The organism is Pseudomonas sp. NFACC43 (genome assembly GCF_900119645.1).
Taxonomy (GTDB): Bacteria; Pseudomonadota; Gammaproteobacteria; order Pseudomonadales; family Pseudomonadaceae; genus Aquipseudomonas.
This window is the reverse complement of record NZ_FPKK01000023.1, coordinates 37,679-56,696: the sequence shown is the minus strand read 5'-3', so window position 1 is coordinate 56,696 and position 19,018 is coordinate 37,679. Positions and strand designations below refer to the sequence as shown.

At 57.9% G+C, this 19,018-nt stretch carries 20 protein-coding genes; 8 read left to right on the top strand and 12 right to left on the bottom strand.

Going from position 1 to position 19,018, the window contains the following annotated elements:
• Positions 1 to 392 precede the first annotated feature (392 nt).
• Positions 393 to 1,286 (bottom strand): LysR family transcriptional regulator, encoded by an 894-nt coding sequence (locus BT179_RS25575; RefSeq protein WP_072432253.1) that lies wholly within the window; start codon positions 1,284 to 1,286, stop codon positions 393 to 395.
• Between the two features lie 93 nt (positions 1,287 to 1,379).
• On the opposite strand from BT179_RS25575, the gene BT179_RS25570 reads away from it, so the two are divergent.
• Positions 1,380 to 2,546 carry an MFS transporter gene (locus tag BT179_RS25570; protein ID WP_072398141.1) on the top strand — a complete coding sequence of 389 codons (1,167 nt, stop codon included), beginning with the start codon at positions 1,380 to 1,382 and terminating at the stop codon, positions 2,544 to 2,546.
• 66 nt (positions 2,547 to 2,612) lie between these two features.
• Here BT179_RS25570 and BT179_RS25565 read toward each other — a convergent pair whose 3' ends face one another.
• The 3 genes from BT179_RS25565 to BT179_RS25555 all read right to left on the bottom strand — a co-directional run bounded on the left by BT179_RS25565 (position 2,613) and on the right by BT179_RS25555 (position 4,868).
• Positions 2,613 to 3,092 (bottom strand): DUF4411 family protein, encoded by a 480-nt coding sequence (locus BT179_RS25565; RefSeq protein WP_072432252.1) that lies wholly within the window; start codon positions 3,090 to 3,092, stop codon positions 2,613 to 2,615.
• Positions 3,079 to 4,227: an ImmA/IrrE family metallo-endopeptidase gene (locus BT179_RS25560; protein ID WP_072432256.1), complete on the bottom strand. Its 1,149-nt coding sequence runs from the start codon at positions 4,225 to 4,227 to the stop codon at positions 3,079 to 3,081. Before BT179_RS25560 ends, BT179_RS25565 begins: the two co-directional genes overlap by 14 nt.
• Positions 4,228 to 4,469: 242 nt before the next feature.
• Complete coding sequence (locus tag BT179_RS25555; protein ID WP_072432251.1) at positions 4,470 to 4,868, bottom strand: winged helix-turn-helix transcriptional regulator; 399 nt, start codon at positions 4,866 to 4,868, stop codon at positions 4,470 to 4,472.
• A gap of 86 nt (positions 4,869 to 4,954) precedes the next feature.
• Between BT179_RS25555 and BT179_RS25550 the strand changes: the two genes are divergently transcribed.
• The 6 genes from BT179_RS25550 to BT179_RS25525 all read left to right on the top strand — a co-directional run bounded on the left by BT179_RS25550 (position 4,955) and on the right by BT179_RS25525 (position 12,090).
• Positions 4,955 to 5,794 (top strand): SDR family oxidoreductase, encoded by an 840-nt coding sequence (locus tag BT179_RS25550; RefSeq protein ID WP_072432250.1) that lies wholly within the window; start codon positions 4,955 to 4,957, stop codon positions 5,792 to 5,794.
• A gap of 254 nt (positions 5,795 to 6,048) precedes the next feature.
• Complete coding sequence (gene hxsA2 / locus BT179_RS25545; protein ID WP_072432249.1) at positions 6,049 to 6,354, top strand: His-Xaa-Ser repeat protein HxsA2; 306 nt, start codon at positions 6,049 to 6,051, stop codon at positions 6,352 to 6,354.
• Positions 6,354 to 6,659 (top strand): His-Xaa-Ser system protein HxsD, encoded by a 306-nt coding sequence (hxsD, locus tag BT179_RS25540; RefSeq protein ID WP_072432248.1) that lies wholly within the window; start codon positions 6,354 to 6,356, stop codon positions 6,657 to 6,659. The genes hxsA2 and hxsD overlap by 1 nt, the downstream gene beginning before the upstream one ends.
• Positions 6,652 to 8,109 carry a His-Xaa-Ser system radical SAM maturase HxsB gene (gene hxsB, locus BT179_RS25535; protein WP_072432247.1) on the top strand — a complete coding sequence of 486 codons (1,458 nt, stop codon included), beginning with the start codon at positions 6,652 to 6,654 and terminating at the stop codon, positions 8,107 to 8,109. Before hxsD ends, hxsB begins: the two co-directional genes overlap by 8 nt.
• Positions 8,103 to 9,272, top strand: a complete 1,170-nt coding sequence (hxsC, locus tag BT179_RS25530; protein WP_072432246.1) for a His-Xaa-Ser system radical SAM maturase HxsC — start codon at positions 8,103 to 8,105, stop codon at positions 9,270 to 9,272. Before hxsB ends, hxsC begins: the two co-directional genes overlap by 7 nt.
• Before the next feature lie 232 nt (positions 9,273 to 9,504).
• The gene (locus tag BT179_RS25525) at positions 9,505 to 12,090 is read left to right on the top strand and encodes an HD domain-containing protein (RefSeq protein ID WP_177305138.1); all 2,586 of its coding nucleotides are present in this window, start codon (positions 9,505 to 9,507) and stop codon (positions 12,088 to 12,090) included.
• Between the two features lie 92 nt (positions 12,091 to 12,182).
• On the opposite strand, the gene BT179_RS25520 is transcribed toward BT179_RS25525, so the two are convergent.
• The 6 genes from BT179_RS25520 to BT179_RS25490 all read right to left on the bottom strand — a co-directional run bounded on the left by BT179_RS25520 (position 12,183) and on the right by BT179_RS25490 (position 17,185).
• Positions 12,183 to 12,545 carry a DUF6124 family protein gene (locus BT179_RS25520; RefSeq protein ID WP_072432245.1) on the bottom strand — a complete coding sequence of 121 codons (363 nt, stop codon included), beginning with the start codon at positions 12,543 to 12,545 and terminating at the stop codon, positions 12,183 to 12,185.
• A gap of 734 nt (positions 12,546 to 13,279) precedes the next feature.
• Entirely contained in the window at positions 13,280 to 13,915 is a 636-nt protein-coding gene (locus BT179_RS25510; protein ID WP_072432243.1) for an SCO family protein, read from the bottom strand.
• Positions 13,912 to 14,811 carry a heme o synthase gene (gene cyoE / locus BT179_RS25505; protein ID WP_072432242.1) on the bottom strand — a complete coding sequence of 300 codons (900 nt, stop codon included), beginning with the start codon at positions 14,809 to 14,811 and terminating at the stop codon, positions 13,912 to 13,914. The genes BT179_RS25510 and cyoE overlap by 4 nt, the downstream gene beginning before the upstream one ends.
• The gene (locus BT179_RS25500; protein ID WP_072398090.1) at positions 14,799 to 15,878 is read right to left on the bottom strand and encodes a COX15/CtaA family protein; all 1,080 of its coding nucleotides are present in this window, start codon (positions 15,876 to 15,878) and stop codon (positions 14,799 to 14,801) included. Before BT179_RS25500 ends, cyoE begins: the two co-directional genes overlap by 13 nt.
• 10 nt (positions 15,879 to 15,888) lie before the next feature.
• Complete coding sequence (locus BT179_RS25495; protein WP_072398080.1) at positions 15,889 to 16,482, bottom strand: hypothetical protein; 594 nt, start codon at positions 16,480 to 16,482, stop codon at positions 15,889 to 15,891.
• Positions 16,448 to 17,185, bottom strand: a complete 738-nt coding sequence (locus BT179_RS25490) for an SURF1 family protein (RefSeq protein ID WP_072398078.1) — start codon at positions 17,183 to 17,185, stop codon at positions 16,448 to 16,450. Before BT179_RS25490 ends, BT179_RS25495 begins: the two co-directional genes overlap by 35 nt.
• A 70-nt stretch (positions 17,186 to 17,255) precedes the next feature.
• Between BT179_RS25490 and BT179_RS25485 the strand changes: the two genes are divergently transcribed.
• On the top strand, positions 17,256 to 17,459 hold the full coding sequence (locus BT179_RS25485) for a twin transmembrane helix small protein (RefSeq protein ID WP_072398076.1): 204 nt from the start codon (positions 17,256 to 17,258) through the stop codon (positions 17,457 to 17,459).
• Between the two features lie 8 nt (positions 17,460 to 17,467).
• Here the strand turns inward: BT179_RS25485 and BT179_RS25480 are convergent, their stop codons facing one another.
• Both BT179_RS25480 and BT179_RS25475 read right to left on the bottom strand, forming a co-directional pair.
• Complete coding sequence (locus BT179_RS25480; protein WP_053149528.1) at positions 17,468 to 18,355, bottom strand: cytochrome c oxidase subunit 3; 888 nt, start codon at positions 18,353 to 18,355, stop codon at positions 17,468 to 17,470.
• Between the two features lie 24 nt (positions 18,356 to 18,379).
• Entirely contained in the window at positions 18,380 to 18,931 is a 552-nt protein-coding gene (locus BT179_RS25475) for a cytochrome c oxidase assembly protein (RefSeq protein ID WP_072398074.1), read from the bottom strand.
• Positions 18,932 to 19,018: the final 87 nt, after the last annotated feature.

The window sequence follows — 19,018 nt, the reverse complement described above, 5'->3', positions numbered from 1 at the left end:
CAAACAAACTGGCGCGAATCGTGTGGGCGGTACTGGCCAAAGGCGGCCAGTACGACCCACATCCGAACGCTTGAATGCACAGCGTTACCACCGGCTTTTGCGACGTCACTGACTGATGACAGTAAACGGCAAACGGCCCGACTGAGAACCTGGCAATAAAATCAGCTTTAGAAGCTGAGGGTTTTTTCAGGACAGTCGGGAGCGGCTACTCATCGAGGGCCGAGCGTTGTTGCAGCAACGCTCACAACGAGCCCGGATACATTAGCGCAAGCCAGCTTTACCGAAAACAGCCCATGAGGTTGCAGGAGAAGGGCTGACCATACATTTCATTGGGAAGCGTTTCGTGGCGAGGGCGCTTGCCGGCGATGAGGGCCAAAGAGGGTTGGGTCGGCTTACATCCGATGATGCTCCACCAGGAAATCCACGAACACCCGCACCCGCGCCGGCATCGCCGCACCGCCCACGAACACGGCATGGATCGGTTCCCTATCGCCGGGGTTCCAAGGCTCCAGCAGCGGCACCAGATCGCCGCGCCGCAGATCCTCGGCCACGCTGAACTCGCCGATACGAGCAATGCCGGCGCCTACCCGTGCCAGTCGGGCGAGCGCCTCGCCACTGCTGCATTCGATGTTGCCGCTGACCTTCAGAGAAAACGCTTTCCCGTTGCGGATGAATGGCCAGTTGGGTTCGGCGCGGCGGAAGTTGAAGCGCAGGCAGTTGTGGCTCAACAACTCTTCCGGCTCCTGAGGTGTGCCATGGCGCTCCAGGTACTGCGGCGAGGCCACCACCACCTGGCCGGTTTCACCGATCTTGCGTGCCGTCAGCGGGCTGTCGGGCAAATGGCCGAAGCGCACTGCCACGTCGGCCTGACCGGCGAGAATATCCACCACTTCGTCCCCCAGGTTGAGATCGATGACGATATTCGGATAGCGGGCACTGAACGCCGCCACCAGTGGAACGATGGTCTGCCGCCCGTGGCCGAGGGCCGCACTGACCCGCAGACGCCCCTTGGGTACGCCCTGGTCGGCAATGGCTTCTTCGACCTCGGCCATGTCGGCCAGGATCCGCCGGGCGGCGCGCAGGTAAGCCTCGCCCTCGATGGTGAACGTGATCGCCCGGGTCGTGCGCAACAGCAGGCGAGTGCCAAGCCGTTGCTCGGTGCGCGCGATGATCCGGCTGACCGCCGAGGGGGTCAGCCCCAGCGCTCGCGCGGCCGCCGAGAGGCTGCCTTCCTGGGCCACCGTGGCGAACACCGTCATTTCACCTGACCGGCCCTGAATGTCCATTTGTGCTCCTTGCGCATAAGTGTTTGTAAAAAAGCGATCTACCGCCAGGAAATCCAGGATCGTAGCATCTGCGGCACAGATAAGGAGTCTTCCATGCAGATCAATCCCCCACTCGTCGCACTCGCTATCGGTGCCTTTGGCATCGGCGTCACCGAGTTCGCCCCCATGGGCATGTTGCCCGGCATCGCGGCGGACCTCGGCGTTTCCATTCCGGCGGCAGGCTTGCTCGTCAGTGCTTACGCCATGGGCGTGCTGCTGGGCGCGCCGCTGATGACCCTGACCACCGGCAGGGTCCCCCGGCGCTATCTGCTGATCGGGTTGATGGCCATATTCACCTTGGGCAACCTGATGTCGGCGCTGGCGACCGACTACTACAGCCTGCTGGCGGCCAGGGTGGTGACCTCGCTGAACCACGGCGCGTTCTTTGGCGTCGGCTCCATCGTCGCCGCCAGCGTGGTCGCCCCGGAAAAACGCGCAGGAGCGGTCGCCGCCATGTTCATGGGCCTGACCCTGGCGACCATCGGCGGCGTGCCGCTGGCCGCCTGGTTTGGCGATCTGTTCGGCTGGCGCACGGCCTTCTGGGGCATCACCGGTCTCGGCGTGCTGGCCATGGTCGCATTGTGGTTCGCCCTGCCCGATGTGCCCCTGCCGAAAAGCGGCGGCGCAGCGGCGGAAATCCGCGTGCTCGGCCGGGGCCCGGTACTGGCCGCGCTGGCCCTCACCGTGGTCGGCTCGGGGGCGATGTTCACCGTCTTCACTTACATTGCGCCGATCCTGAGCAGCGAGACCCACGCATCCACCCCCTTCATCACCGCCATGCTGGTGCTGTTTGGCGTGGGGCTGACACTGGGCAACATGTGGGGCGGCAGGGCGGCCGATCGTTCGATAGACCGCACCCTGATCGTTTCCCTGAGCGTGCTCATCGTCGTCTTGCTGGCGTTCACGGTGCTGATGCGCTGGTCGCTGCCGACCAGCGTGGCCATCCTAGTCTGGGGCATCGCCAGCTTCGCCCTGGTACCGCCCTTGCAGATGCGCGTGATGGAAGCCGCCAAGGACGCGCCCAACCTGGCCTCGGCGGTAAATATCGGGGCCTTCAATTTCGGCAACGCCATCGGCGCGGCCCTGGGTGGCGCGGTGATCAACGCCGGGCTGGGCTACCCGGCGATCCCCCTGGCCGGCGCGGCGATGGCGGGGGTGGGGCTGCTGATGGTGCTGGGTTTTGCCTGGCGTTCCAGAGGGGTTGAGGCTTCGGTGGTTTGATAGGGAAGGGGGCGGGTTTATTGATTGAAAGTAAATCTGTCCCGTTTTGTACTCAATCAGTTGAAGTCACCCAAAAACCGCTTGGGATCGTTTGATGTAGTCGAGGAAGTTGATCCAAGGGGTTTGCACACTTTCCATGTTGCAAACAGCAGGAATTTTCCAATTGCGCTTTTGCTTGTTCGCAGAAGGCTGAAACGCCTCATCCGTGACTAACTCGCAGCCATTGAGCTTCGCGGTCGCAATGATGTATAGATCGTTTTCATCGACCCCAGCACCGTATTTGTCTTCTTCGATCTCGAGCAATCCTTTTATACGAAAGGCTTCCAACAGGATCGCCTCGGTCACAGGCATCTTTTGCAGACCTGAATCCTTCAGCCAAGTCACGCACTCCGGGGCTTTGTGTCCAACCTCTTCGGCGGCAACCTCGGACATCCGAATCACCCCTTGCATCACTCGGTCCGCCATCCATGCCCAAAGACCCGGAAACTGCGCGATAGGGTAGTTATCCCATGCGTAAAGCATGGATGAGGCATCAAACACCTGCATAGAAGCGTTCCAGCTTGTGCAGGTCCGAGATCTTAAGGTTGTCGAGATAGCTGCTTGCCTTGGCGAGAGTGATACGACGAGCGTTCATGGCATCCAGCACTGTGCGGACGTAACCATCGCCGAAAATGTGCCGGGGTTCGCGATTGCGGTGCTCTCGGCTGCCACCCTCTTTTTCAGGCATTACTCGTTGCGTGCTCCACCGCCGGTATGCGGCATAGGCTTCGCTTGGCAAACGTCCGGCATCCATCAGGCGCCGTAGGATCATCTCGCCGCTCACACCCCACGCCCTGCGTTGTGGTTCCAGCCAGCCATCAAATTCGGCCGCCTCAACAGGGCGCTCATCGTCATGAATGCTTAATAGAAACCGATCGGGGACCAATAGATGGCCGGCAAAAGCATTCGCCTCTTGCTCTTCATCGTTCGCCGAATACAAATCCTCTTCATCGTCAATCGAGCTTGCACGATGAATAAGTAGGTGCCCCAACTCATGCATCAACGTGAAGCTTTGGCGGGTATCTGCATCTTGCTTTTTGATGACGATTACCGGGCAATCAGGATCGTAGAGCGAAAAACCGAGAATCGGGCTTTCTTTCGCAATCTGCCATTTACCGGTGTAGCCATTGCTGCGGAAGACCAACAGGCCGCGCGCTTCGATGGCCTTACGATAACTGTCGAAATTATTACGGTTCGCCAGCCCCAGCCATTCACGCACACGGTTGGCCGCGTCAGGAATGCTCAGGCCTGCCAGGTCGGGCGGCGAGAAGCGTACGACCTCCGTCGGATCAAGCTCCTCACGTAGTGCAAGGAACACTGCGCGTTGACGCTCCACTCGCTCAACCAGCAGCTTCAGGCGGTGCGAAAGTTCCGGTTTCTGATTGCTCAAGGTGCGGAACTGCGGCGAGTGCACCTTTGCCTCGTTGACCGGCCCTGGCTCCATGAAAAACAAGGTGCCTCGCCCGAAAAAGGCTGCCAGCTTACGCAACTGGTTGAAGGTCAGTCCCGTCTCGCCGGCCATCACTTTTTCAAAGCTGGCAGGTGCTATACCGATCTCACGGGCGAGCTCGTCCCGCGTCATACCGTGATCGGTACAACACCAGTCTATCCGCGCGAGATTGATTGATTGGATACGTTCCATGATTTGAGTATATAGACGGTGTGTACCGGTGAACATGAGCCACCAAAAAGCTAGCTGCCGAAAGCTGGATGCGGCCGGGCCTATGACTTTCCCGAGGGGAGCTAGCATGCCTGAGTGTCATCGATGCCGGCTCGGCCAGTGTTAAGGAAACGATAGAGTTCGAGGGCAGGGCTGAGAAGCCGGCGGATTCTGGTGCGGTTGTAGGCAAAGGCGCAAGGATATGTGGCTTGGAGGTGCGGTGGTCAGCCCCCCAACCGACCCCGCCGCACCGCCATAATCTGCGGAATCTTCTCCTCGATCCAATTCACCATCACCTCAAGATGCTCCGCCGCCTCCCGCCCCAACGGCGTCAAGCGGTACTCCACATGCGGCGGCACCACCGGCAGCGACTTGCGGTTGACCAACCCATCCGCTTCAAGCTCCTGCAACGTCTGCGACAGCATCTTCTCACTGACCCCGCCGATCTTGCGGCGCAGCTCGCTGAAGCGGTGCATTCCGCTCAGCAGGATGACCAGCACCAGCACGCCCCAGCGGCTGGTCATGTGCTTGAGGACCTCCCGAGAAGGGCAGTCGGCGCTCAGTACATCGCCGCGTCGAACAGCGGCGCTGAACGACTCGGAATTTCCGGTGGCTGTGTCCACGATACTTACCTTTATGTACGTACTTACAAAAAGTTACCTTGGTCCCTAGGATGGCTTTTCGTCCTTTCCCCATCAAGGTATTTGTCATGATCGCCATCACCGGAGCCTCCGGCCAACTGGGCCGTCTCGTTATCCAGTCCCTGCTTGAACGCGTGCCAGCCGGGCAAATCGTCGCCCTGGTCCGAGACCCCGGCAAAGTCCAGGACCTGGCCGCACGGGGCGTGGTGGTACGCACCGCCGACTACAACCAGCCGGCCACATTGACTGCCGCGTTCAAAGGCGTCGATAAACTGCTGTTGATCTCCTCCAATGAACTGGGCAGCCGCGCCGCCCAACATCGCGCCGTGATCGATGCCGCCAAGGCCGCGGGTGTCTCGCTCCTGGCCTACACCAGCGTCCTGCACGCCGACACCTCCACCCTGGGCTTGGCCGCTGAACACCGCGATACCGAAGCCGCCTTGAAAGCCTCGGGCGTACCCTACGTATTGCTGCGCAACGGCTGGTACACCGAAAACTACCTGGCGAACGTACCGAGCGCCGTGGAACATGGCGTCCTGCTCGGCAGCGCCGGCGAGGGCCGCATCAGCTCCGCGCCCCGTGCCGACTACGCCCAAGCCGCAGCGGTGGTGCTGACCACCGAAGGACAGGCGGGCAAAGTCTATGAACTGGCGGGGGATAGCAGCTACACACTGACCGAGCTGGCTGCGTTGATCAGTCAGAAAACCGGTAAGCCGGTGGTTTATCAGAATTTGCCACAGGCTGAGTTTGAAGGGGTATTGGTCAGTGTCGGGTTGCCGGAGGGGTTGGCGGCGTTGCTGGCGGATTCTGATGCGGCGGCGGGGAAAGGGGCGTTATTTGATGAGAGTGGGGTGTTGGGGCGGTTGATTGGGCGGGGGACTACGCCTGTTAGGGAGTCTTTGGGTTAAGTAGCCGATTAGAAGGCAGGAAAGCGGCGTCACGGGCCGGTCGAGATCGACCGGTCCACAGCGCTGGCGGAGGATAGGCCTGATATCGCTACGTCGGAGACAAAGTGAATTTGTCTCCGTTTTCTATGGGCTTCACAGCTGTGGGTAACGGTCTTTTTGAAGATGTGGGTGCTAAAGTCGATTAATGGCACTTTGCCTTAAATCGAAACGGCTCTATAGTGATATATAACCACACCATTCACAGGGATGTTGAAATGAAAAAGCGTGATTTTCTGCTGCCCCTTGCCACTCTGACTGCCGCTGTCACCGCCAACCAAGCATCGGCCTCCATTCCGACGACCAACACTGATAAGGCAGATGAAAGCACTGCCCTTGAGAACCAAGTCGCGGCACTGCCAATCGTCAATGTTGGCGAGCAGATGGTCACCGGTCGCCAAGGTGACAACCTCTTCAGTTTTATCCTCAAGCGCGGTGAAGATGGCCAGATGGTCGCTGCCCATTATTCGCATAGATCACACGCGTCCCATAGTTCCCACAGCTCGCATTACTCGAGCCGCTAATGGCCGGCCTCGCGGAGCTGACCTTCGACAGTCAGCTGTACGGAGCCGAAGCAATACAGAAGGCGGCATACCGTGCTATGCACGCCTTCACTCTCGACCTGAAAGTCGACGGCGATAACATTCTCTGTACGCTGATTGGCAATATCACAACTGAGCAGGGAACCTTTGAGCGTGCCGTTGAAGAGTTCCGAAAGGACGTGCTCGACTATCAGTTGCGTGCTCAGCTTCAGGCTGAAACCGCCCCTATCCGCAACCTCATAATAGGGCTGGCCTTCTCCAACGCTAGGCTGAACCCAAGTGAGTAAATTTCAGGGGGTGGATGCCTATACCCGGAGCTCCAAATACGAATTGCTGCCGTTCAAGTTCGACCGTCTTGAAGGTGATAACTACGTCATTACCAACATGACCGGCGAGTACTTGGAGGTGGCAAAGCCAGAGTTGCACGTCCTTCTCGCCAAAGATCTTGCAACGGAGCATCCGCTCTTCGCATCGCTGCGCGCCAAGCATTTCATCCGTTATGCCGACGAGCAGGCGCCCCTCGATTTGCTTGCATTGAAACTGCGTACGAGACTATCGCGACTGACAGGGTTCACCAGCTTGCACATCTTTGTGGTGACACTGCGCTGTGACCACAGCTGCCCTTATTGCCAGGTTTCGCGGCAAATGGATGGTGAAACTTCCTTCGACATGACGCCAGATATGGCGGACAAGGCTTTGGATTTCGTCTTTCGATCTCCCAATCCTGCGATCAAGATCGAGTTCCAGGGCGGCGAACCACTTTTGAATTTCGAAATGGTGCGCTACGTAGTAGAGGCTGCAAAGCGACGGAACCTGGAGGAAAAGCGTGATCTTGAGTTCGTCATTGCTACCACGTTGTCGCTGCTCACCGACGACCTCCTCGCGTTCTGCCGCAAACACGACATTATCCTTTCGACATCACTCGATGGCCCAGCAGACCTGCACAATGCAAATCGGCCACGCGTCGGTCGTGACAGTTTCGAACGTTTCGAAGCAGGCTTGGCCAAGGCTCGCAATGTCCTGGGCGTGGACAAAGTTAGCGCTCTGATGACAACCACTGACAAGAGCCTGCCTCGTGTCAGAGAAATCATCGACGAGTACGTTCGACTTGGCTTCAACGGTATCTTCCTGCGGGCGCTTTCTCCGTATGGCTTCGCCATAAAAACACGCAAATTCATGACCTACGATACGGAGCGGTGGCTGGAGTTCTATAAGGAAGGGCTTGCCTACATCCTTGAACTCAACAAAGCCGGCATCCCTTTCGTTGAGCACTATGCATCCCTGATTCTCAAGAAAATGCTGACCAGCAATGACCCAGGCTACGTCGACCTGATGAATCCTGCAGGGGCTGGTATCGCAGCGATCGTCTTCAACTATGACGGTTCAGTCTATGCCTCAGACGAGAGTCGAATGCTTGCAGAAATGGGGGATCAGACGTTCCGATTGGGCAATATCCTGACTGACAGCTACGAAGACATCATTCTTTCCGATGTACTGCTCGATGCCTTGGAACAATCATTCACTCTGAGCGCGCCAATGTGTTCCGACTGCGCTTTTGAACCCTACTGCGGCGCCGAACCAGTGTTCCATCACGCCATATTCAAGGACGTTCTAGGCAGAAAGGCTGAGTCCTCGTTCTGCAAGCGGAACATGTCGATCTTCAAACACCTTATCGGCCTGATGAACTCAGACGCCTCTACTCGCCGCCTCTTCATGCAATGGGCTAACGCATGCTGAAACTCGCTGGGAAAGTCGGGCGAATCCAACTGGTCGAAGTCCAGGATCGTCCATTGCTACTGCAGGTCAGCACCAATCCGGCGATCCCAATGGTGCTGCGGGCAACGCGAGCATTTTTGGTTTCTGAACAGGAATTGCCTGAAGGCTACCTGCACTATTTGGTTCCCGAAGGTCTTGAATGGCGCGTGCAGGAGCTGGAAGGGAAGAGTTCATTTACCTTACTGCCCAACGACTATAACTACCTGGGGCACGGGGACATCATTCGGCTGGACGGTCAGGCGATTCGGGTGCTCTTCAGGGCCAATTCCAGACATAACTCGTTGTTGGTGACCGAGCAGTGCAACCACTATTGCCTCATGTGCTCTCAACCACCCAAGAACATTGACGACAGCTGGATCCTCGATGAGCTCGAAGCACTGATTCCCTTGATCCCCGGAGAAACACCCGAGGTAGGGTTCTCAGGTGGAGAACCAACGCTGGCCGGGGCTCGATTCATCAATCTCATTCGGATGATGAAGTCCTACCTCCCCAGAACTGTCGTGCATGTGCTCTCAAACGGGCGCACGTTCGCCGATGAGTCATTTGCTCGCCAGTACGCAGAGGTCGATCATCCCGACATCATGATCGGGATCCCGCTTTACTCTGATGATCCAGACTTGCATGACTACATCGTGCAGGCACCTGGAGCATTTCACGAAACGGTTCAAGGCATCCTCAACCTCAAGCGGCTGAACCAGAAGGTTGAAATTCGAATCGTCCTGCACAAACAGTCGATCAGCCGTCTGCCGCAACTGTGCGAGTACATCGCACGAAATCTACTCTTCGTTGATCACGTGACGCTGATGGGACTGGAAATGATTGGCTTCACCCGGGCCAACCTGGACGCCTTGTGGGTCGACCCCGCAGACTACCGAGACGTTCTGAGCGAAGCTGTAGGCATCTTGGCTGCTTATCGAATGAACGTATCTGTCTACAACCACCAGTTGTGCTTGGTGAACGACGATGTGCTTCCGTACTACCGAAAGTCCATCAGCGATTGGAAGAACGAGTACGTGCCAGAGTGTGATGGCTGCGCACGTAAGTCTGAATGCGGTGGCTTCTTTTCTTCTGGTGTGCGTAATGGGTACAGCAGAGGTATTACTCCTTTTTCCGATGATGGTTGAAGGGCCCGACTTTCCATTTGTGAAATAATTCTGTCCTCTTTTTTTGTAATAACAGTAAGTGAGAGGTACCTGCTCCTCGTAGGAATTAGATGTCCAGTCGAGTAATATTGTAATGGAAAATTATGGCTCTCAGTATCAGCAGAATTTTGAGTGCAGAAACGCTAAGTGAAGCAAGTTGATGTGTGCTTCGAACGAAGCGCGCACAATCTATAAAAAACCGTGGGAGAAGCAAATGGCTGATGGATTCCAAAAGACCGGATTGTGGCAGTCTTCGCTTGCTCCGATTTCAGATGACCCCTTGGAGTCGCACCGTACGCGGCTCCGAGCGGCCCTAATGGCATGTAGAGAAAATGTAAAGCCTATTGTAGAGAGAATCGCACATGTTTTGCCTGGGCTTACCGTACATGACGTTACGCACCTAGATGCTCTTTGGGAAACTGCTGATTTAATAGCGGGTGATAATTATCCACTAAACCCGCTAGAAGGATTCGTTTTTGGTTTGTCCGTGTTACTCCATGATTCGGCGATGTGTTGGCAAGCATATGAGAATGGTCGCGAAGGTGTACGGGCTTCTGTTGAATGGAGGGATGCCTACGCACACGAATGTGACCAGTCGCCAAATCTGACAGATGACGCGCGCCAAGCTGCTGCGGACTTCACTGCGCTTCGTGCTCTGCATGCTCATCAGGCTCAGAAGCTCCTGGAGATTGGTTGGAAGCATCCAGATACTGGTCAGACTATGTATTTGATCGATGATATCCTTCTCCGCACGGAATTAGGCCCACTCGCGGGAAATATTGCGTCCAGCCACCACTGGAACACGGAAGCGCTTTCAATTTCATTGGGAGAGCAGTTCAATGCACCTTTTCCACTTCCGCCAGATTGGTCAGTAGATCCGGTAAAGATAGCGTGTCTGTTACGGTGCGCTGACGCGGCTCACATCAATCAGGCAAGAGCGCCGTTATTTTTATATGCTCTAATAAAACGTCAAGGGGTATCTTTGGAGCATTGGAAAGCTCAAAACCGAATGATGGGCCCCTCGCCCGACACAGGTGATCAACGTAATACGGCGGTAATCTACACATCCAGCCGGCCGTTCCTGGAGAGCGATGCGACTGCCTGGTGGGTGGCCTACGATGCAGTTTCCACTGTTGCTCACGAAATCGCTTCATCCAATGAGCTACTTCGCAATCGCGCTCGACAGACAGCTCCAGAATTCAAGGTTAAAAGAGTTAGTGGTGCAGAATCTATTGAACAATTAGTTCGGTATTTACGCGTAGAAGGGTGGATGCCATGTGGGGCTAAGCCACATGTTAGTAATGTAGAGTCTTTGGTTAAAGAGCTCGGAGGGCAAAACCTCTATGGCAAGGGGTCGCCGATACATACTTTCGCAATCGTTTTGCGAGAGATGATACAGAATGCCCGAGATGCTGTTGTAGCTCGGAGATTTATAGAGCCTGGTTTTGAAGGAGAAATTATCGTACGTTTCACTGAAGACGGAAAGTTGTCTGTTGAAGACAATGGAACTGGCATGTCTCGTAGAGTAATGACAGGGCCATTACTCGATTTTGGAAATAGCTTTTGGAAATCCTCACTAGTTCAAGCTGAATTCCCGGGTCTCCGTGCATCAAAATTTCGATCAATTGGCCGTTTTGGGGTTGGTTTCTATTCGATTTTCATGATTTCAGATTTCGTCGAGGTTTCAAGTAGATACTGGGACAAAGGGCTCGCAGACGTAAATACACTTGTTTTTAATTCAGGTGTTTCCCTTCGCCCGATTCTTCGGAGCGGAAGAGTCAACGGGTTTTCCTCAAATATATCTACAAAAGTCACGGCGAGGTTGAAGCCCGAAATTTTATCGTTTGGGGATTCGATTAAGCTTAAGCCTAATTATTCAGGCGCGAAGGAGTTTGAATGCACTCTTGAAGAATTCATTTCCACGCTCACTGTTGGCCTCGACGTTCCTGTGCGAGTCTTTGTTACGGGTAACTCCCCTGTTCAGGTCCATGACGGCAGATGTGCAGATATCAAGAAATCACGAGAATTGCTCAACCGCATCAGCTTCTTATCAAATCGTGAAGATATTACCTTGCGGCAGTATATAGATGGAAATCACCATAGATTACGTCCAATAAAAAGAGCAGATGATACCGTTATTGGAATGGCAGCAATATCAACGCATCCTGCGACGGCTCAAATGCTTTTAGGACTTCGCACTGTGGGCGGGCTACCTGCATCAATTGCGGCCGGAAGCTCAGATGCGTTTATTGGATACATAGACTATCTACCCGCATCTGCGAAGCGGGACTTAGACATTCCAGAGGCTACGAAAGACGTCTTAAGATCATGGGGTATGGAGCAACTAGAAATCCTTGAGAGTGAAGGTGCTAGTGATTTTGAACGGTGCATTGCTGCAGGCTATTTGGGCGATTACGGCGTCGACCCAATCAATTTCGCTAGGGTATACGTAACGATAAGTGGTAAATCGTTCTTCATGAGCTATCAGAATTTAGCAGCTGCTGCCACTGAGAACGTGGTGATAGGCATATTAAAATCACCTGAAATGGACCACGTAGATACATACACCTCAGTAAATGAAATACCCGGGGTTGCCCTTATTCGACCGATTGCAAACTCGAACTCATGCACTCTTAAGATGGCAAATGGTGAACCTGAGGTTTTCAGCAGCATTATTGGGTGTCTTCATCGGGCGATTTTAGACTATGGAAAAACTCCAAAATGGGAGTTGCGCGAAACAAATATCCGATCCATTTTCGGGGGGAGAATGATAGAGCTTTTGGTGGTAACTGCGATCTGAAATTTATGCAAAATATAAGTTCAGCCATCTGCATCTACGAACGCACTAAAACCCGGCACAGAATGCCGGGTTTTTTCATTGGGACCGTTTCCCTACCGCCCCGGCTCCACATTATCCAACACCCGATTCGCCAACAACGAACTCAGCTCAATCAACTGCTGAATCCCCAGCGCCAAATGGCGCCGCGAGCCATCCAGGTCGAATGCCAGATCAGTGACCATGGCATCTGCTGAAGCCAGCGTTTCACTGAGGTTGGCGAGCATGCACTCGTTATCGAGGCCTTTCACAACGGTGAAAACCTGTCCCGGTTTTGGTTCGTCTTTGGATTGATCCGGCTTCGGCAGCAAGTAGTGATCGAGCACGCGTTTGGTGGTTTCTGCTTGCTGCTTGGCCTTGGCTTTTGCGGACTGTGTAGTGGGGTCTGTTTCTGGAGGGTTCGGAGTTACTTTGAACATTGGTGTGATCCTCTAATGGGGCCGCACCATTTCGCTACTAAACGGATGGAGGCGGCTGTGCGCAAGTTAGTAGACCGGTGATCACACCAAACCCGGCGCGCCCGAAGGCGCCATGCGCACAGCCACCATCGAGAATAGGCTAATGCCTGTCGATGAGACTTGTGCAACCGTGATGTGAACCGGGCTACTAAACCCGACCACTGATGGGCAGTGGCAGGAACGACAATAGAGCCCAGGGGACAAGGCGCACAAGCGGGCGGATTCTGGCGCAGTTGTAGGCAAAGACGCAAGGATTCGTGGGTTGGTGGAGGTGTGTAGGTGGGGGCTGTAGGAACCGGGTTTATCGGTGATGCGGGGGACTTGGTTTGGTCTGGAACCGTGTCGATTTCATCGCGAGCAGGCTCGCTCCCACCGGGATTGGGGGCTGTTGCAGAGACTGTGTTCACCAGCATCCGGTGTGGGAGCGGGCTTGCTCGCGAAGAGGGCGGCACATTCAATATTGATGCAAGCTGAGCCGCCGCTTTCGCGAGCAAGCCCGCTCCCAAGAGAGATTGGGGGCTGGAGGTCTCTCGCCCCTCGCCCTGAACCCAGCCATCGCGTTGTGCCGTGTAGATCGCATTCAGCTTTTTGGGGGGCTGCTGCGCAGCCCAGCGGGGATAAAGCCCCTCGCCACAAGGGACTTCCTCACCGCAAGGGATCGGCATGGCTTGGTTGAGCGGCATGCCCCTGGGACTCTATTTGTGTTTGAGCATTTCCGGCAACTGCGCCACCAGTTTCTGGTTGTTCAACGGGGCGCGGATGAAGCCGCGTTGGCTGCCGTCCGGGCCGATGACGGCGAGGTTGCCACTGTGATCCACCGTGTAGTTGGGCTTGCTGGTGTCCGCCGGGATGAAGGGAATGCTCACGGCGTTGGCGAGTTTTTGCAGGTCTTCGATGGAGGAAGGGGTCAGGCCTTTGAACTGCGGGTCGAAGTAACCCAGGTACTGCTTGAGCTGCTTGGGCGTGTCGCGGTTCGGGTCGACGCTCACCAGTACGATCTGCAACTTATCCACCGCCTCGGGCGGCAGTTCGCTCTTGATCTGGCGCAGTTGGGCGAGGGTGGTCGGGCAGATGTCCGGGCAGAAGGTGTAGCCGAAGAACAGCAGGCTCCATTTGTCTTTCAACCCGTCCATCGACACGGGCTGGCCGTCCTGGTCGGTCATTTTCACGTCCGGCAGGTTGCGGCTCTGGGGCAGCAGGATGATGCCGGCGTCGATCAACCCCGTCGGGTCGCCCTGGCCTTTGCCGGACAGCACCTTATTGATGGTCAGGCCCAGGATCAGTGCGATCACGGCCGCGAGGATGAAGACGGTTTTCTGGGTTCGGGTCATAGGCTCAACAATAGGTAGTGATCGACAAGCAGGGCGATGAACAGCAGGAACAAGTAGTAGATAGAGTACTTGAAGGTGTTGATCGCGGCGTGCGGCCGACTGCCACGGTACAACACCACGGCCCATTGCAGGAACCGCGCGCCGAGTACCAGGGCGCAAATCAGGTAGAGCAGGCCGCTCATCTGGATCACGAAGGGCATCAGGCTCACCGCCAGCAGCACCAGGGTGTACAGCAGGATATGCACCTTGGTGTAGTGCTCGCCATGGGTCACCGGCAGCATCGGGATATCGGCCTTGGCGTATTCCTCTTTACGGTGGATCGCCAGGGCCCAGAAGTGCGGTGGGGTCCAGGCGAAGATGATCAGCACCAGCAGCAGCGGCTCGGCACTGACATGCCCGGTGGCCGCCACCCAGCCCAGCAGCGGTGGCGCCGCGCCGGCCAGGCCGCCGATGACGATGTTCTGCGGTGTCGCCCGCTTGAGGAACCCGGTATAGACCACCGCATAACCCAGCAGCGAAGCCAGGGTCAGCCACGCCGTGAGCGGGTTGGTGAAGGCCAGCAGCAAGGCCTGTCCGGCCACCGCCAGGGCGAGGGCGAACGTCAGGGCCGCGGCCGGCGAGACCCGGCCTTCGGCCAGTGGTCGTTTGTGTGTACGGGCCATCACCGCATCGATGCGCCGGTCCACAACATGGTTCACCGCCGCCGCGCCGCCGGCGCACAACGCGATGCCCAGGTTGCCGAACACCAGCACCGTCCACGGTACGCCGGCGCGGGTGGCGAGGAACATGCCCACCAGGGAGGTGATCAGCATCAGCACCACGACCTTGGGTTTGGTCAGCTCCAGGTAATCGCGCCAGATCGCCTGGCTGTGGCGTTCACCGGTCAAGGTTGCCATGGCATCTCTCCTTTTATCGTAATGGGGGCGACGCCGTGTTTATGCGGGTTGAACCGCCAGCGCAGCGGGACCTGATGCTTGACCCGGACCAGGCTGGTGCGGGCGTGATAATTGACCAGCACCAGGGTCAGCAGCAGTGCGGCGCCCCCGGCGTTGTGGGCCACGGCCACCGGCAACGGCAAGTGGAACAGCACGTTGCTGATGCCCAGGGTGATTTGCGCCGCCAGGGCCGCCAGCACCAGGCCGGCCAGCCGGGTCATGCCGACGCTCTTCAACTGCCAGGCCAGGCCCAGCAGCACCAGCGTCACCAGCAACGCGCCGATGCGGTGGGTCAGGTGGATGGCGGTGCGGGCGTCGCTATCGAGTTGCCCGCCCAGGTAGTTCGGGCCGATGTGCTGGGTCAGGTGAAAGCCGTTGGCGAAGTCGGCCGGTGGCAGCCATTGGCCGTGGCAGGTGGGGAAATCGATGCAGGCCACGGCGGCGTAGTTGGAGCTGACCCAGCCGCCGAGGGCGATCTGGCCGATCACCAGCAGCAGCCCGGCGGTGGCCCAGTGTTGCAGGCGCTTGGGCACGGTCAGCGCCGGCAGTACGCCGGACAATCTCAAGGTGAGCAGGAACAGCAGGCTCAAGGTGGCGAACCCACCCAGCAGATGTCCGGTGACCACTTGGGGCCAGAGCTTCAGGGTCACGGTCCACATGCCGAACGCCGCCTGGGCGAACACCACCGCCAGCAGGAACAGCGGCAGCTTCAACGGCTGGCCGGGACGACGCCGGTCCATCCAGGCGCGGGCGGCCAGCACTGCGATCATCAACCCCAGCGCGCCGGCGAAATAACGATGGACCATCTCGTTCCAGCCCTTGTGGGCTTCCACCGGCGCGTCGGGAAAGTGCAGTTCGGCATGGGCCAGTTGGGCTTCGCTCTTGGGCACGCTGATGAAGCCGTAGCAACCGGGCCAGTCGGGGCAACCGAGGCCGGCGTGGGTCAGTCGGGTGTAGGCGCCCAGCAATACGACGATCAGTGCCAGCAGTGTGGCAAACAGCGCGAGGCGAAATCCTGGTTTGGCCATGTCGATGCCCTCATCCGATGTTCGACAGTTTCAGCAGGTGTCGCAGGTCGTTGAGCAGGTCCTTGCCCTTGACCCGGGCGTCATAGCGCAGCACCAGGTTGCTGTGGGGATCGATGATCCACAGCTGGGCACCGCCGGAACCCTGGGCGCCTTTCTGATAGGCCGGCAGGTCCAGCGGGTAGCGTTGCAGTTGCGGGTATTCGCGCTGCAGCTGGGCGTCGTATTCGGCATCCAGCGGTTGGGCGGCCGCCAGGGCGTGGCTGGCGCGGGAGGCATCGCGGCCCAGGCCGATCTGCACCTGCCGGGCCAGGTACACCAGCTGCCGGCAGTCCACCGAACATTCCTGCGGCGCGGTGACGAGGATCTGCCAGCGCTGTTCGTCGGCCTGTACGCCGATCTCGGCGCGGGTCTGGCCGGTGCCGATCAGCTCGCCGTGGTAGCTGCGGCTTTCCGGTACCCAGAACTGGAATTTGTACATGCCGGTGGCCAGGATCATCGGACCGATCACCCCCAGCACGATCAACAGCAACTGCACGCGTCCTTTGCGCCGATTGCGCGCGGTGGCGGCCTCAGACGTGTTGGTTGGATTCATGGTGGTTCCCATGGTGTCTCCCTGCGTTATGCCATCCAAGATAAAGAAACAGGCCGAACAGCGCCGCCGCCATGGCGAACCACTGCACGGCGTAGCCGAGGTGTTTTTCCGGCCCCATGGCCACCACCGGCCAATCGGTCCGGTAGGCGCCGGGGCCGCTTTGTTGCCGTAGTTCATAGGCGAAGCCGTGGCGATCCAGTTCGGCCCAGAGCTTGTCCGGTTCGATGGCGGTGACCAGTCGCGGCCACGGCGCATCCACCGGGTCGGCGTGGAGCTGGAAGGTGGCGCCCGGCGCGACGTAGACCCAGGCCTGCAGGCTCACCGGTTGTTCGGGGGTGCTGAAGACCGGTGGGGTGCGGCGGTCGGGCCAGGGCAGCCAGCCACGATTGACCAGCAGCCACTGTCCGCTCGCCTGGTCGAGAAAAGGTTGCAGCAACTCGACGCCCACCTTGCCGTCGTGCTGGCGGTTGTCCAGCAGGATGCTGTGGGCGGCGTCGAACTGGCCGTGCAGGCTGACCCTGCGAAAGGCCGGATCCTGGGTTTGCGGCAGTTCGACGCTGGCCATCGGCGGCGCCACCCGGCGCTCGGCATAGGTGTCCATGAGCACGCGTTTCTGTTCGCCCCGACTCAGTTGCCAGAACCCCAGGCACACCATCACCGGCACCAGCACGGCCACTACCAGCGACGGCACGATGCCTGGCCGGAAGCCTTTCATGGCGCCGCCCCAAAGCTGTCGAACGAGATAGCTATACTCACGTGCATCGCGTCCCCCCGGAGTGTTCCTGATGCTCAAAGCAGCCATCGTCCTGATGCTGATTGCCACGATTGCCAGCCTGTTCAGTGGCCTGTTTTTTCTGGTCAAGGACGAAAGCGATTCCAATCGCCTGGTCATCGCCCTGGCGGTGCGGGTCGGCCTGGCCGCTGTCACCGTCGGCTTGATCGCCTGGGGTTTCTTCAGCGGCCAGTTGGTCTCTCACGCGCCTTGGTGACGGTGGTCTCAGAGCACGTAGACGAAGATGAACAGGCCGATCCACACCACATCGACGAAGTGCCAGTACCAACTCGCGGCCTCGAAGCCGAACTGGTGCTCGTTGTCGAAGTGCCCGCGCATGATGCGCATCAGCATCACGAACAGGATGATCGTGCCGATGGTGACGTGGGCGCCGTGAAAGCCGGTGAGCATGAAGAACGTCGCACCGTAGATCCCCGAACCCAGGGTCAGGCCCAGCTCTTTATAGGCGTGGATGTATTCCTCGGCCTGGAAGCCCAGGAACGCGCACCCCAGTAGCACGGTGATCGCCAGCCAGAGTTTCAACGCGCCGCGATGGCCTTTCTTCAGGGCATGGTGGGCGATGGTCACGGTGACGCTGGAGCTGACCAGCAACACGGTGTTGAGCAGCGGCAGGCCCCAGGGGCTGATCACGTCCTTGGGCGGCGGGAAGAGTTTCGGATCGGGGTTGTTCAAAAGCGGCCAGACGTATTCGAAGTTCGGCCAGAGCATCTCCGACAGGCCCTTGCTGCCTTCGCCGGCCAGGCCCGGCGCCGACACCATGCGCACATAGAACAGGGCGCCAAAGAACGCGATGAAGAACATCACTTCGGAAAAGATGAACCAGCTCATGCCCCAGCGGAACGAGCGGTCGAGCTGCGCGCTGTACAGGCCGGCGCGGCTTTCCTTGATGACTGCGCCGAACCAACCGAAGAGCATGTAGGCGAGCAACAGGCCACCGACGAAAAAGATCAGCGGGCCGTGGGAATCCGGGCGCGCGGCTTTCAGGTCGTTGAACCAGGTCGCCAGGCCATACACCGTGACGAACATCCCGACCGTGGCGATGATCGGCCACTTGCTCTGGGCCGGAACGTAATAGTGCTCATGAGTTGCCATTTATTGTTCTCCTTATCGGGCACGCTATCGGTCAGTGTTTACGGCCACCGGTGGATGACGAGCAGTGATGTCGAACAGCGTGTAGGACAGCGTCAGGTGCTTCACTTCCTTGGGCATTTCCCGGTCGACGATGAAGCGCATGGGCATTTCGATACGCTCGCCGGGTTGCAGCACTTGCTGGGTAAAACAGAAGCATTCGGTCTTGTGGAAATAGGCCGCCGCGTTGCTCGGTGAAATGCTCGGCACGGCCTGGGCACTCATTGGCCGGTCGGTGGGGTTGTGGGCCACGAAGACCATTTCGTTCACCGCCCCGGGCTTGACCACCAGCTCATCGCCCCTGGGGTAGAAGTCCCAGACCATGTCCACGGCGTTGGTCGACAGGAACTGCACGCGCACCTGCCGCGACTCGTCGACGGTCTGCTCGCCTTCGTACTGTCCGCCGGTCTTGCCGTTGATGCCGAACGCCTTGCACATCACGTCGTAGATCGGCACCAGGGCGAATCCGAAGACAAACATGGCCACCACCACCAGCAACAGCCGGGTGACCAGTTTTTTCAGTGAAATCGAATCAGCCATGATCCTCGTTCCTCATCCGTATTCCTGTGGGCTCGAGCTTGCTCGCGATGCAGGCGACGCGGTGTGCCGGGAAGACCGCTATCGCGA